The following is a 13,002-nucleotide window of genomic DNA, read 5'->3' on the forward strand; positions in this document are numbered from 1 at the left end:
CGATTCTGTGACGCAGCGATGTGCGTTTGCCCTGCTTCAGGCGCGGCGGCGGAGGCGGACGACGCAGAACTGCGTGCCCTCCCCCACGGTCTTCTCGACGTCGCAGCCACCGTCGGCCGCCGCGGCCGCGAGGCCGTCGAGCGTGACAGCGCTGCCCCGCCAGGCCGGATCGTCCTGCCCGCGCGGCGCCCGCCGCACGAGCTGCTTCAGCCGCGAGGGCATCTTGTAGTCGCGACTGTGGATCGTGGGGTCGTTCGAGACGTGGATCGCCGCCCAGCCGCCCGGCTTCAGCACCCGGCCGATGTCGCGGATGTAGCCGAGCGTGACGTCCGGGTCCGGGATGTGCTGGAAGACGACGATCGAGATGACGCCGTCGACGCTCGCGTCGGCGACGGGCTTCAGGGAGAGGCCGTCGCCGTGGTGCAGCGTGACCGGGAGGCCCTCGAGGTTCGCGCGGGCGCGGTCGACCATCTCGGCGGAGACGTCGATGCCGATGGTCTGCGCGACCTGCGGCGTGAGCGCCTTCAGCAGCCGTCCGACGCCGCAGCCGACGTCGAGGACCGTGTCGCCAGGCTTCGGTGCGACGTCCAGGAGCTCGAACATCTGGGCGAGGTCACGCGCGCCCTGCTCCCAGAACATCCCGTCGTCGCCGGCCCCGTACTGGATCCGGTTGTCGACGAAGTAGTTGGCGTCCTCGCGGGCACGCGCGTCCCAGAAGCGGGCCATGTGATCGGCGTCGGCCATCCGGCGGGACCGTAGCGGCTGTACGGTTCGGACGTGCCCGCGGTCAGCGTCATCGTTCCCGCGCGCGATGCCGCCGGGACGATCGGCGCGCTCTTGGAGGCGCTCGCCGGGCAGCTGCCCGTCCCGGGTGACGTCGAGGTGATCGTCGCGGACGACGGCTCGGTCGACGGCACCGGCGACCTCGCCCGCGCGCACGCGGTGGTCGCGCAGGTGGTCCGCACCGGCGGGGTCGGTCCCGGTGCCGCCCGCAACGCGGCGATTGCCGTGGCGTCCGGGGACGTGCTGGCGTTCACCGACGCCGATTGCGTCCCGGCGCCGGACTGGCTGCAGCGCGCGCTCGCGGCGCTCGGCGACGGAGCCGACCTGGTCCAGGGAACCGTCGTCCCGGCCGGCCCGGCGGGTCCGTTTGACCGGACCGTACGCGTCGGGCAGCTGACCGGCCTCTACGAGACGGCGAACCTCGTGGTGCGGGCACCGTGGGTCGCGCGGGTGGGTGGCTTCCAGCCGTGGCTCAGCCCGCGGCGGTCGAAGGAGCTCGGCGAGGACGTCTGGCTCGGCTGGCGGATCGCGCGGGCCGGCGGACGGGTCGCGTTCGCCGCCGACGCGCGCGTCGCGCATGCGGTCTTCCCGGGGACGGCGGGGAGCTTCGTCGCCGAGCACGCCCGGCTGCGGTACTTCCCGGTGATGGCGGCCCGGATCCCCGAGCTGCGCGGGACGTTGTGCTTCCGGCGGGCCTTCCTGAGCCGGCGCACGGCGGCCTTCGACCTCGGGCTGCTGGGCCTGGTGTCGGCGGTGCTCCTGCGACGCCCGGTGCTGGTCCTGGCCGCCGGCCCGTACGCGCGGATCGTCTGGCGTGGCGCACGGCCGTGGGGCCTGCGGCGGCTGCCGGTGGTGGCGGCCGCGCGGGTGGGCGCGGACGTGGTCGGCGCGGCGGCGCTGGTCGCGGGCAGCGTGCGTGCGCGTCGCCCGTTGCTCTGAAGGGCCGTCGCGGGCCCGCCGGTGGTAACGGTCCGGTCGATCAGGTGTACTCCCGGCCATGCCGCCGATCGACACCCTCGAACGCCTGGGCGAGAGTTTCGCACTCGACGCACCGACTGACCGCAAGCGCATGCTGGTGATCGTCAACCCGTACGCGACCACCGTGTCCGACCGGCTGAAGAACCTCGTGGTCTACGCGCTGCAGGGCCGGTACGAGGTGGACGCGATCGACACGAAGGGCAAGAACGACGCGACGGCCATCGCCCGCGAGGCCGCGCTCGAGGGCTACGACGTCGTGGTCGCGTTCGGCGGGGACGGCACGGTGAACGAGGCGGCCAACGGCCTGCTCGGGTCCGACACCCCGCTGTCCTGCCTGCCGGGCGGCGCCACCAACGTGTACGCCCGCCTGCTCGGGATCCCGAACGACATCGTCGACGCGACCGAGCACCTGCTGCGCGTCGCCGACGACTTCACGCCGCGCAAGGTCGACCTCGTGCAGGTCAACGACCGCGTGTTCACGTTCTGCGCGGGGCTCGGGCTCGACGCCGCGGTCACCGAGCGCGTCGACAGCCACCCGCGCCTGAAGCATCGCTTCGGCGCCTACTACTTCATGTACGCCGGCCTGGCGATCTTCACGACGCGGTACGTCGCGAAGCCCCCGCGCATGAACGTCACGCTGCCGGACGGCACGGCGCTCGAAGGCGTCACCGCGCTCGTCCAGAACGCCGATCCGTACTCCTACTTCAAGAAGATCCCGCTGCACCTGGCCGAGGGCGCGTCGCTGAGCAGCGGCGACGTGTCCGGCGTGGTGCTCAAGCGCTCGACGCCGACGATCATGCCCGGGGTCATCTACCGGATGCTCGCCCCGAACGCGCACCTCTCGAGGCACCGCGCCGTGGAGGAATTCGCCGGCGTGGACGGCCTGGTCGTCACGAGCACCGACGGCCGGCCGATCCCGCTGCAGGTGGACGGCGACCACATCGGCGACGTCACCGAGGCGCGCTTCACGGTGCTGCCGCAGGCGCTGACCGTCGTCGGCTGACGACCGGGCCTGGCTGCGGACCGCGGGCGCGTGAGCGTCGGTTTCCCCGCGGGTGAGGACGGGAGAACCGACGTTCGCATTGCACGGGACCGTCGAAGGAGCGTCTGCGGCGGTTGGCGTCAGGCGCCGGTTGGGCGGGTAGCCCGTTGACGTGGTGCCTTCCGACCACCGACCGGAGGCCGGCGCGGGCAGCGCCGGCGCGGGGCGTCGACGCGTTGGCGATGCTCCGCAGCCTGCGATCCCGGAGGGTGTCGTCGTCGACTGCCGTGCCGAGACCTTCTTCGGCGGATGTCCGCGAGCAGGCTCCTCACCCGGCCGACGGCGGGCCGGGGGTCGTCCTGCTCGGTGGCACGTGGTTCGGCGACGTCCGGATCCAGGCCAAGCGACTCCGCGAACGCATCGCCGAGGTGCTCCGTGCCTGAGTCGCAGGGGTCTTCGGCGATTCCGCGGAATCCGATTCCGCGGAATCGTCCCCGCCGCCCAGCCCCAGCAGAGGGTCAGCCCGCGCCCGGGGTGACGCGGTAGGCGTCGAAGACCCCGTCGATGTTGCGCAGGCGGTTGACCGTCGCCTTGAGGGCACGGGTGTCCGCGACCTCCACGACGAAGCGGTTCTGCACCATCGGCGACTGCACCAGGCAGCGCGCCTCGACGATGTTGATCCCGGCCTCCGAGAAGGTCCGGCTCAGGTCCTCGAGCAGGCGGTGGCGGTCCCAGCCGTCGACCTGGAGCTCGACCTTGAAGGACGTGACGTGCTCGCCCTCCCAGTGCACGCGGCAGAACCGCTCGGGGTCCTTGCGCAGTGCGGCGGCGTTGGGGCAGTCGTCGCGGTGGATCGTGATTCCGCGGCCGAGCGAGACGTAGCCGACGATCGGGTCACCCGGGACGGGCCGGCAGCACTTCGCCATCCGCAGCAGCACGTCGTCGACGCCCTCGACGACGATGCCGTACTGGTTCGAGGAGCCGGTCGGCTGCCGGCGCTCGCGCTTGGTGGAGATGAGCGACTCGACGGTCGTCGCCTGCTCCTCGGCGGCCTCGCCCTGCTTCAGGCGCTGAAGGACCTTGTTGACGACGACCTTCGGCGAGACCTTCGCGCCGCCGAGCGCGATGTAGAAGTCGTCGGCCTTCTTGAAGCCCATCTCGCGGATGACGTCCGCGAGCAGCGGCGAGCCGGCGATCTTCTGCGGGGGCAGCCCGGCCTTGCCGAGGTGCTCCTGCAGGAGCGCGCGGCCGGTGTGCTCGGTGTCGTCGCGCGACTCGGCCTTGAACCAGGCCTTGATCTTGTTGCGGGCGCGGGTCGTCTTGACGACCGCGATCCAGTCGCGTGACGGCCCGCGCTCGCGGTTGGCCGTCAGGACCTCGACGATGTCGCCGCTCTTCAGCTCGTAGTGGAGCGGGACGATCTTGCCGTTGACGCGGGCGCCGACGCAGCGGTGCCCGATCTCGGTGTGGACCTCGTACGCGAAGTCGAGCGGGGTCGCGCCGGCCGCCAGCGACTTGACCTCGCCCTTGGGCGTGAAGACGAAGACCTCCTCGTCGAAGAGGTCGACCTTCAGGCTCTCCATGAAGTCCGAGGGATCGGTGAGCTCGCGCTGCCAGTCGGCCATGGAGCGCAGCCACTGCAGCTTGGCCTGGCCCTCGGGCGCCCCGCCCGCGCGCTCGTCGCCGCCCTCCTTCGGGCCGGCCGACGTCTTGTTCGGGTCCTGCTTGTAGATCCAGTGCGCAGCCACGCCGTACTCGGCCTGGTCGTGCATCTCGCGGGTGCGGATCTGGATCTCCAGCGGCTGGCCCTCGGGCCCGATGACCGTCGTGTGCAGCGACTGGTACATATTGAACTTGGGCATCGCCACGAAGTCCTTGAAGCGGCCGGGCAGCGGCTTCCACAGTGAGTGGATCACGCCGACGGCGCCGTAGCAGTCCTTCACCGACTCGACGATCACGCGCATCGCCGTGAGGTCGTAGATCTCGTTGAACTCGCGACCCTTCTTGGTCATCTTCGAGTAGATCGAGTAGAAGTGCTTGGCCCGGCCCAGGATGTCCGCGTTGATGCCGAGGGCCTCCAGCTCCCGCGCCAGGAACGCGCCCGAGCGGTCGACGTAGACCTCGCGCTCCTCGCGCTGCTGGTTCACCAGGCCCTTGATCTCCTGGTACTTGCGGGGATGCAGCGCCGCGAACGCGAGGTCCTCGAGCTCCCACTTGATGGCGTGGATGCCGAGCCGGTGCGCCAGCGGTGCGTAGATCTCCAGGGTCTCCTTCGCCTTGTCGATCTGCTTCTGCTTCGGCATCGCGCCGATCGTCCGCATGTTGTGCAGGCGGTCGGCGAGCTTGATGAGGATGACCCGGACGTCGGAGGCCATCGCGACCATCATCTTGCGGTAGTTCTCCGCCTGGGCCTCGTCCCGCGACTGGAAGGTGATGCCGGTGAGCTTGGTGACGCCGTCGACCAGCGCGGCGACTTCCTCGCCGAACCGCTCCCGGACCTCGTCGAGCGAGGCGGTGGTGTCCTCGACGGTGTCGTGCAGCAGCGCGGCGACCAGCGTCTCGGTGTCGAGCCGCATGCCGGCGCAGATCTTGGCCACGCCGACGGGGTGCGTGATGAAGTCCTCGCCGGACTTGCGGCGCTGGTCGGCGTGGTGCTCGCAGGCGAACAGGAACGCGTCGCGGACCCGGTCGCGGTCGACCGTGAGCGCCGCGTCGTGCGCGTGCTCGGTGACGATCGCGAACAGGTCGGCGAGGAGCCGCTGCTCGATCGGGGTGAGGTCCTTGACCTCGCCGTCGGCGACCACCAACTCGGCGGCGGCGGTCGCCGTCGCTGTGGCGGATGCGGTGGCGACCGCGTCGACCGGGGCACGGTCGGCCGCGGAGCTGGCGGCGGTCAGGCCGCCTTCGGCCTCGCGCTGGTCAGCCATCGATCCCCCTGCCCGAGTCGCTGGACGCAGACACGGTGCGTCGCGGACAGCTCGAGGTCGACCCGGCCAGCGATCGGAAGCAGCTTCGCCTGGAGGCTGTCGACGTCCACGTCGGCGAGCCCGGCCTCCGCGAGGACGCGGAGCAGTCGCCCGGCCAGGACCGGGTCACGGGGGGACGCATCGTCCCCGCGCAGCGCGTCGTGGCAGCTCGTCCCGTCGCGCAGGGCGCGGTAGACGGCCGCGAGCGGCTCGCGGAGCTGGTGGAGGACGGTGTGGACATGCAAGGAGAAGCCTAGCTCGTCAGGACCCCACGCCAGATGGGCCATCAGGTCCGGACATCCGGTCGTCACGGCCGCCAACAGGGCCGGGTCGGCCGGTGGGTCGAGGACCACGAGGTGGGCATGGCCGGCGGCGAGCGCGGGATCGGCTTCCAGCTGCGCCCAGCCGGCGACGCCGACCCCGTCGACCAGGCGCGCCAGTGCAGGCGCGCGGACGCTCGTGGCGGCCACGGCCACCAGGACCGGACCGGTCCCCGACGCCACGAGTGCCGCGATCGTGCCGGCGGCCCCGTGACCGCGGCGATCGCGGACCGGCGTGCCGCCGGCGACGGCGGCACCCGGCCACGGGTCGCGGCCGACCGCGGTCGGTGGCGGCAGCGCAGGGACCGCGTGAGCTGCGTGTGCGCGCACCGCGTCGCTCCAGTCCTCGGGCTCGCCGACGACCGTCACCGCCCCCGCCTCGCCCGTGGACATGACCTTGCGCAGCACGAGCCGCGGCTCGATCGTCCCCTGCCATTCGTTGCGCTCCAGGCGGAACGTGGCCCGCACCCCGTCCTCGCAGCCGTCGGGGAGGGCGGGCATGCCGAAGGCGACGGCGCGCGCCTGGATGCCCCCGGCCCTGACGGTGAAGCGGACGTGCTTGCCCTCTCCCATCGGGCGCGGGTCGACCAGCCGCGCCCCCGGGACGAGCAGGTTCGGCGTCGGGTTCCCCATCCCGAACGGCGCAAGGCGCAGCAGCTCGTCGGCGAGTTCGAGGCCGAGCTCGTCGCCGCTGACGACCGCGTCGACGCGCTCGCGCGGCACGAGGTCCTCCGGCCGCAGCGTCGCCTCGGCGTGCGCGACGAACGCCGCGCGGAACGCGTCGACCTGGTCACGGGCGATCGTGCAGCCGGCGGCAGCGCGATGCCCGCCGTGCCGCAGCAGGTGCGCCGCCGACGCGTTCAGGCCGCCGAGCAGGTCGAACCCCGGGATCGAGCGCCCGGAGCCCGCGCCCTCCTCGCCGTCGAGCGCGATGATCACGACGGGCCGGTGGTGGCGCTCGGCGATCCGGCTCGCGACGATGCCGATGACGCCCGGGTGCCACTCCTCGCCGGCCAGCACGAAGGCGGCCGGGACGCCGTCCGCGCACGCCTGCGCGACCTGCGCCTCCGCGGAGAAGACGATCCGCGTCTCGGTGTGGCGGCGCTCGGCGTTGAGGTGGTCGAGCTCGTCGGCGACGGTGGTCGCGCGGTCCTCGTCCTCGGTGAGCAGCAGCTCGAGCGCTGCGTCGGCCCGCAGCATCCGCCCGGCGGCGTTCAGCCGCGGGGCCAGCCGGAAGCCGATGGCGGTCGCGTCGATCGCCCCGGGATCGGCCTTGGAGACCCGCATGAGCGCACGCAGCCCCGGGCGGGCGGTCCGGCGCAGCGCCCCGATGCCGGCGCGGACCAGGCGGCGGTTCTCCCCCACGAGCGGGACCAGGTCGGCGACGGTGGCGAGCGCGACCAGGTCCAGCTCGGCATCGGCCTCGAGGGGGTCGCGTCCTGCCGCCGCCAGCAGTGCTCCGGCCAGCTTGTAGGCGACACCGGCAGCGCACAGCTCCGGGCAGGGGTAGCCGCAGATGGTCGGGTGGACGATCGGCGCGTCCGGGAGGCGGCCGTCGGCCCGCGGGCTGTGGTGATCGGTCACCACCACCTCCATGCCGGCGGCGACCGCCAGAGCGACCTCCTCGACCGCCGTGATGCCGCAGTCGACCGTGACGAGCAGCCGCGTCCCGCGCGCCGACAGCCGCTCCACGGTGGCCGGCTGCAGGCCGTACCCGTCCTCGGCCCGCCCAGGCAGGTACCAGTCGACGTCGGCGCCCAGCCTCCGCAGCGTCGTGACCAGGATCGCGGTCGAGCAGACGCCGTCGACGTCGTAGTCCCCGTGGAGCGTGATGCGGGTCCCGGCAGAGACGTGCCGCAGGATCGTGGCGACCGCGACGCCGATGCCGTCGAAGTCGGCGACATCGTGGGCGTCCGCCGCAGCGAGCCATGCCCGGGCGGCTGCGGGGTCGCCGAGCCCGCGGCGAGCGAGGATCTGCGCGACCGGGAAGCTGACGCCGAGCGCCTCCTGCAGGCCGCAGGCGGCGTGTACGTCGAAGGGTGAGATGTCCAGCCGCACGTCCATGGCTGCACCGTAAGCGGCGCCCCCGACGGAACCGGGTCCCCGGGCGCCCGGGTCCCGCACCTTCCGTGAATCCGTCGCAGGATCGGCGCGATCCTGCGACGTCCGGCGGGCCGTCGTGCCCCGTAGGGCACGACGCTCAGGGCCCGATCAGCCGGGAACCCCGGCGACCGGCTTCTCCGCCGCGGCCTGGTTCTCCTGGCGCACGCCGAGGTAGTAGACGATCGCGATGCCGATGATCGAGCCCGGGATGCCCTCGAGCGCGGTCAGGATCTCGGTGTCGTTGCGGCCCGGGATCGTGAAGCCGTTGATGGCGAACGCGAACAGGAACGAGCCGATCAGCGCCCCGAGGAACGCCCCCACGATCCCGGCCCAGAAGCGGTCCGGCAGGAAGATCGTGAAGTGCCAGAGGGCGAGGCCCATCATGACCCAGGAAAAAGCACCCATTACCGCGGCCTCCCATGGTTCTTGTTACGTGGCTTGGGCGCCTTGGTGCGCTTCGGCTTGTCCTTCATGACGAGGTCCTCCGGCGTGGCGTCCGCGGTCGAGTCCCGCTCCTGGGCCGTGGTGGCCCGCGGCGCGTCGACGTGCAGGTCGTCGACCAGCTTCTTGAACTCGCTCGGGGAGACGCCCGCGTTCGGGTCGTCCGGCGTCGTGATCCGCTTGGCGGACCGCTTCTTCTCGGCCACCTCGACGACCTGGCCGGCGGACCCCGTGGCGTACGCCGGGACGATCCCGCCGTTCTCGGCCCGGATGCGCTCGGCGCGGCGCCGGTACACGGGCTCGCGCTCCTTCCAGTGCTGGAAGACCGGGGCGGCGATGAACAGCGACGAGTACGCGCCGGACAGCGTGCCGATCAGCAGCGCGAACGCGAAGTCCTTCAGCGTGTCGCCGCCGAACATGAACAGGGCGAAGATCGGCAGGCCGGTCGAGAACGACGTGGCCAGCGACCGGGTGAAGACCTCACCCATGGACCGGTTGACGATCTGCGAGAACGCCGCGCGCGGCATCCGCGGGATGTTCTCCCGGATCCGGTCGAAGACGATGATCGTGTCGTACAGCGAATAGCCCAGGATGGTGAGCAGGGCGGCCACGGTCGAGGTCGTCACCTCCCGACCGGTCAGCGAGTACACGCCCGCGACGATCAGGATGTCGTGCATCAGCGCTATGAGCACCGGCACGGCGTACTTCCACTCGAACCGCAGGGTGATGTAGGCGCTGATCACGAGCAGCGAGACGATCACCGCGATGATGGCGCCGCGGGCGACCGTGTTGCCGAACGTCGGCCCGATCGACGTCGTGTCCGGCTGGCCGCGCACCTGGAAGGCGGCGTCGAGCTGGTCCACCACCCGGCTCGTCTCCAGCGGCTTCAGCTGCTTCGTCGAGACCTGGAAGGCGTTCGCACCCAGGTCCTCGTCGGTGACACGCTGGATCTCCGCGCTCTTGTCGACCCCGGCCTTGTCGAGGACCTCGCGGATCTCGCCCTCGTCGGTCGGCTGCACGAACGCGGCCTTGATGCGCGTGCCCGAGTCGAAGTCGATGCCGAAGGTCATGCCCTTGCCGCCGATGGCGAGCGCGCCGATCAGCAGGATCACGCCGGAGACGGCGAAGAAGTACTTCGAGGCGCCGGTGAAGTCGAAGCCCCTCCACGGCAGCCCCTCCTTCTTCTCCGCGGACGCGCCCAGGGTCGCCGGGGCGGCCAGGATCCGTGTCTTCGACAGGACCGCGAGGATCGCCTGCGTGAGCAGGACGGCGGTGAAGAGCGACACGAGCGTGCCGATGCCGAGGATCAGGGCGAAGCCCTTGACGCCCGCGGTCGCGAGCACGAAGAGGATGAACGCCGTCATGAACGTCACGACGTTGGCGTCGATGATCGCCGAGATCCCCTTCTTGTAGCCCGCGGCTACGCCCGCGGGTATCGATCTGCCCGCGCGTATCTCTTCCTTGACGCGTTCGAAGATGACGATGTTCGCGTCGGCGGCGACGCCGATCGTCAGGATCAGGCCGGCGATGCCCGGCAGGGTCAGCGTGACCGGGATGAGCTTGATCAGCGCGAAGAAGTAGATCGAGTAGACGACCAGGGCGGTGACGGCGATCGCGCCGAGGACGCGGTAGAAGATCAGCAGGAACAGCGCGACGATCAGGAAGCCCGCGGCACCGGCCGCGATGCCCTCGTTGAGCGCCTGCTTGCCGAGCGTCGCCGACACCTGCGCCTGCGAGATGAGCTCCAGCGAGACGGGCAGCGCGCCGTACTTCAGCTCGTTCGCCAGTCGCTGGGCGGTCTTGATCGTGAAGCCGCCGGAGATCTCCGACCCGTTGGCGCCGTCGATGCCGTCGCCGTTGCGCGAGTAGTCGATGTACGGCGCGGAGACGAGCTCGTTGTCGAGCACGATGGCGAAGTGCTGGTACTTCTGCTGCGGATCCGTCAGCGGGGCGCCGTCGGAGTTGGCGATCAGGCTCGAGCCGCGCTGGGCGATCTCACGCGTGGTCTTCTGCCACTTCTTGCGGCCCGCATCGGTGAAGTTGAACGTGACGTTCGGCGCCTGCGTCTGCTGGTCGAAGTTCTGCTCGGGGTCTTTGATGTCCGTGCCGCGCAGCGCGAAGGAGTCGTTCAGGACGTAGAAGCAGTCGGGCGCCTGGAACTTGTTGCCGTCGTCGTCCTTGTTCTTCGCCTCCTGGTCGGTCAGCTCACGCCGGACGAGGATGGTGCCCTCGTTGATGTACACCGGGCGGAACTTCGTCTTGACCTTCTTCTGGGCGGCGATCGTCTCCTCGTTCGTCCGCATCGCCCTGACCGTCGAGTCCGGGCCGTCGACGACCTTCCGGGCCGCGTCGTCCACGAGGTACCAGCGGCCGCCGGTCGACGACGTCTGCGCGTTCTGCGCCGGGCGCCGCTTGGCCCGCGCGAGGGCGTCGAACTGCTTCAGGCAGCCGGTCTGGCCGGCGGCGGGGCCGCCGGTGACGCCGAAGTTCGCCGGCTCGGGCTTGCCGCTCTTGCCGACGACGTTCGCTTCCCAGTCGTAGAAGAACAGCTGGGCCGTGGTCCCGACCTGGTCCTCGGCGTCGTCGGCGTTCTTCACGTCCGGCAGCGACACCGTGATCTGGTCGCGGCCCGACCGCTGGATCTCCGGCTCGGAGACGCCGAGGGCGTCGACGCGCTTGCGCATGATGTCGATCGCGCGATCGATGGACTCGGGCGTCAGCTTGGCGAACTTCGTCGCCTTCGCCTCGTACGTGAGCTCCACGCCGCCCTTCAGATCGAGTCCGAGGCGGGTCTTCTTCGTGGCGATCATCGTCACCGACCCGATGAGCAGCACGAAGACGAGTCCGAGGATGAAGAGATTGCGGCGGCGGTCGGTCATGAAAAAGCCTGTGTTAAGTGGTTCTCGCCGCTACGACTTCGGGGTCAGGACGAGCAGGAGCCCGCCGTCGTCGTCGTAGGCGGGGAAGATGTCGGCGACGGCACGCGCGGGCAGGTCGCCCTCCGCGTTGACCTGCACCGGTTTGTCGAGTTGCCGGACGCCCCATTCCAGGGCGGTCGCGACGGGGTCGGGCGCGGCGTCGAACCGCAGACCCAGGACGGACGCCACGGGGCGTCCGATGACGCCCTGGTCGTCCAGGCCCGTCAGCTCGTACGACCCACGGCCGCAGGCGATGACGTTCCCCTCCTGGTTGCAGGCGAAGAACGCCGCATTCGGAGCCGGGTAGTAGTCGTCCAGGAGTTCGAAGAGGAAGCCGAAGCCGCATTTGTCGCAGCCCTTGGGCTGCCCGCGGAAGCCGGCCTTCGCGTCGTTCGCGGCCGTGCGGTTACCGCAGTTGGGACAGATGAAGAAGTGGGCCATCGGGAAGACGACGCAGGGGCAGGGTCGTTGGACCGCCCCCCGTCGTAGCTGCACAGGGTACGCGCTGCGCGGACGGCGGGCGTCGCCGCGTGGACCAAAGCGCCCGAGCCCGGCCTTCGCGGCCCGTGTCTGGTAGACCCTCCCGTGCATGGTGGAGCTCCCATCGGACCTGCCGGTCCCCCTCGCCGACGTCGAGACAGCGCAGCGCATCGCCGAGGCGGCACGCACCGGCCGTCCCGTCGACCGCAGTCCCACCCTGGAGCAGCTGCTCGCCGCGTTCGGCGCAGACCCAGGGACGGGCCCGGGCACCCGCGTCCGGGTCGAGCGGGCGCTCGCGCTCGCCGGGGTCGCCGTCAGCCCGCCGCTGGCCGACGCGGTCGAGGGATCACGCGTCTTCCTGACCCCGGGCCGCGGACCCCGCAAACGGCGTCGCGCACGGGCGCTGATCCTCGGTCTGCTCGTGCTCGCCGTGGTGATCGGGGGCGTGACGGCGGCCGCGCTGACCTTTGCGGACGACGACGGCGACGACCGCGCGTCGTCCCTGCCGGCCGGGACGACGAGCACCTCGTCGGCCACCAGCGTCCCGACGACGACCTCGCCGGCTGCCTCGACGTCGACGTCGGCTGCGACGTCCGGGACGACCGGGACGACGGACACCACCGCCGCCGCGGCAGTCGCAGAAGCCGAGAAGGAGCGCGCGGCCGAGGAGAAGCGCGACGCGGCCGCTGAGCGCAAGGCCGCCCGGCAGCGCCGCGAGAAGGCCGCTGCGGACCGCCGCCGCGCCGAGGCCCGCCGGCGCGTCGTGGTCAGCGTCACCCCCCGCGAGCCGACGTACCTCTGCGCCGAGGACGGTCGCGGCCGGGTGCTGTACGAGGGCACCCTCAGCCGCAAGCGGATCTTCCGCGCGCCGACCGTCCGCCTGAACGTGGGCGCCTCATCGGCGCTCGTGAAGGTCCGCGGCAATGTCTTTGCGCTGCGCGGCAGCCCGGCCGGCGTCGTGGCGCGGGCGGGAGACAGACGCCCGCAGGCGCTGGCCAGCGGGCAGCGCCCGAGCTGCTGACCACGACGCA

General features: G+C 71.4%; 10 protein-coding genes. 4 read left to right on the plus strand and 6 right to left on the minus strand.

Annotated elements, in window-relative coordinates; genetic code table 11:
* Positions 1–36: 36 nt before the first annotated feature.
* Positions 37–744, minus strand: coding sequence for a methyltransferase domain-containing protein (locus DSM112329_RS13280; protein ID WP_354702301.1), 708 nt, complete (start codon positions 742–744; stop codon positions 37–39).
* 33 nt (positions 745–777) lie between these two features.
* Between DSM112329_RS13280 and DSM112329_RS13285 the strand changes: the two genes are divergently transcribed.
* From DSM112329_RS13285 to DSM112329_RS13295, 3 genes are all read left to right on the plus strand, one after another.
* Positions 778–1,722 carry a glycosyltransferase gene (locus tag DSM112329_RS13285; RefSeq protein ID WP_354702302.1) on the plus strand — a complete coding sequence of 315 codons (945 nt, stop codon included), beginning with the start codon at positions 778–780 and terminating at the stop codon, positions 1,720–1,722.
* A 58-nt stretch (positions 1,723–1,780) separates the two neighbouring features.
* Positions 1,781–2,764 carry a diacylglycerol kinase family protein gene (locus tag DSM112329_RS13290; protein WP_354702303.1) on the plus strand — a complete coding sequence of 328 codons (984 nt, stop codon included), beginning with the start codon at positions 1,781–1,783 and terminating at the stop codon, positions 2,762–2,764.
* A gap of 266 nt (positions 2,765–3,030) precedes the next feature.
* Positions 3,031–3,186, plus strand: coding sequence for a hypothetical protein (locus DSM112329_RS13295; protein WP_354702304.1), 156 nt, complete (start codon positions 3,031–3,033; stop codon positions 3,184–3,186).
* A gap of 75 nt (positions 3,187–3,261) precedes the next feature.
* Here DSM112329_RS13295 and DSM112329_RS13300 read toward each other — a convergent pair whose 3' ends face one another.
* The 5 genes from DSM112329_RS13300 to DSM112329_RS13320 form a co-directional block, all read right to left on the minus strand.
* Positions 3,262–5,670: a bifunctional (p)ppGpp synthetase/guanosine-3',5'-bis(diphosphate) 3'-pyrophosphohydrolase gene (locus tag DSM112329_RS13300; protein ID WP_354702305.1), complete on the minus strand. Its 2,409-nt coding sequence runs from the start codon at positions 5,668–5,670 to the stop codon at positions 3,262–3,264.
* A complete protein-coding gene (gene recJ, locus DSM112329_RS13305) occupies positions 5,637–8,093 on the minus strand; it encodes a single-stranded-DNA-specific exonuclease RecJ (RefSeq protein ID WP_354702306.1) in 2,457 nt (818 codons plus the stop codon). Before recJ ends, DSM112329_RS13300 begins: the two co-directional genes overlap by 34 nt.
* A gap of 147 nt (positions 8,094–8,240) precedes the next feature.
* Positions 8,241–8,537, minus strand: a complete 297-nt coding sequence (locus DSM112329_RS13310) for a hypothetical protein (protein ID WP_354702307.1) — start codon at positions 8,535–8,537, stop codon at positions 8,241–8,243.
* Complete coding sequence (gene secD / locus DSM112329_RS13315) at positions 8,537–11,452, minus strand: protein translocase subunit SecD (RefSeq protein ID WP_354702308.1); 2,916 nt, start codon at positions 11,450–11,452, stop codon at positions 8,537–8,539. The genes DSM112329_RS13310 and secD overlap by 1 nt, the downstream gene beginning before the upstream one ends.
* 30 nt (positions 11,453–11,482) lie before the next feature.
* Positions 11,483–11,932: a hypothetical protein gene (locus tag DSM112329_RS13320; protein WP_354702309.1), complete on the minus strand. Its 450-nt coding sequence runs from the start codon at positions 11,930–11,932 to the stop codon at positions 11,483–11,485.
* Between the two features lie 148 nt (positions 11,933–12,080).
* Here DSM112329_RS13320 and DSM112329_RS13325 point away from each other — a divergent pair, with 148 nt between their 5' ends.
* Complete coding sequence (locus tag DSM112329_RS13325; protein WP_354702310.1) at positions 12,081–12,992, plus strand: hypothetical protein; 912 nt, start codon at positions 12,081–12,083, stop codon at positions 12,990–12,992.
* Positions 12,993–13,002 lie beyond the last annotated feature (10 nt).

Origin of the sequence: Paraconexibacter sp. AEG42_29 (genome assembly GCF_040581415.1) — a bacterium.
Classification (GTDB): domain Bacteria; phylum Actinomycetota; class Thermoleophilia; order Solirubrobacterales; family Solirubrobacteraceae; genus Paraconexibacter.

Excerpts from the sequence above, each read along its gene's own strand:
- DSM112329_RS13280 (WP_354702301.1), bottom strand. The coding sequence starts at position 744 with ATGGCCGACGCCGATCACATGGCCCGCTTCTGGGACGCGCGTGCCCGC.
- DSM112329_RS13290 (WP_354702303.1), top strand. The coding sequence starts at position 1,781 with ATGCCGCCGATCGACACCCTCGAACGCCTGGGCGAGAGTTTCGCACTC.
- DSM112329_RS13300 (WP_354702305.1), bottom strand. The coding sequence starts at position 5,670 with ATGGCTGACCAGCGCGAGGCCGAAGGCGGCCTGACCGCCGCCAGCTCC.
- recJ (WP_354702306.1), bottom strand. The coding sequence starts at position 8,093 with ATGGACGTGCGGCTGGACATCTCACCCTTCGACGTACACGCCGCCTGC.
- DSM112329_RS13310 (WP_354702307.1), bottom strand. The coding sequence starts at position 8,537 with ATGGGTGCTTTTTCCTGGGTCATGATGGGCCTCGCCCTCTGGCACTTC.
- secD (WP_354702308.1), bottom strand. The coding sequence starts at position 11,452 with ATGACCGACCGCCGCCGCAATCTCTTCATCCTCGGACTCGTCTTCGTG.
- DSM112329_RS13320 (WP_354702309.1), bottom strand. The coding sequence starts at position 11,932 with ATGGCCCACTTCTTCATCTGTCCCAACTGCGGTAACCGCACGGCCGCG.
- DSM112329_RS13325 (WP_354702310.1), top strand. The coding sequence starts at position 12,081 with ATGGTGGAGCTCCCATCGGACCTGCCGGTCCCCCTCGCCGACGTCGAG.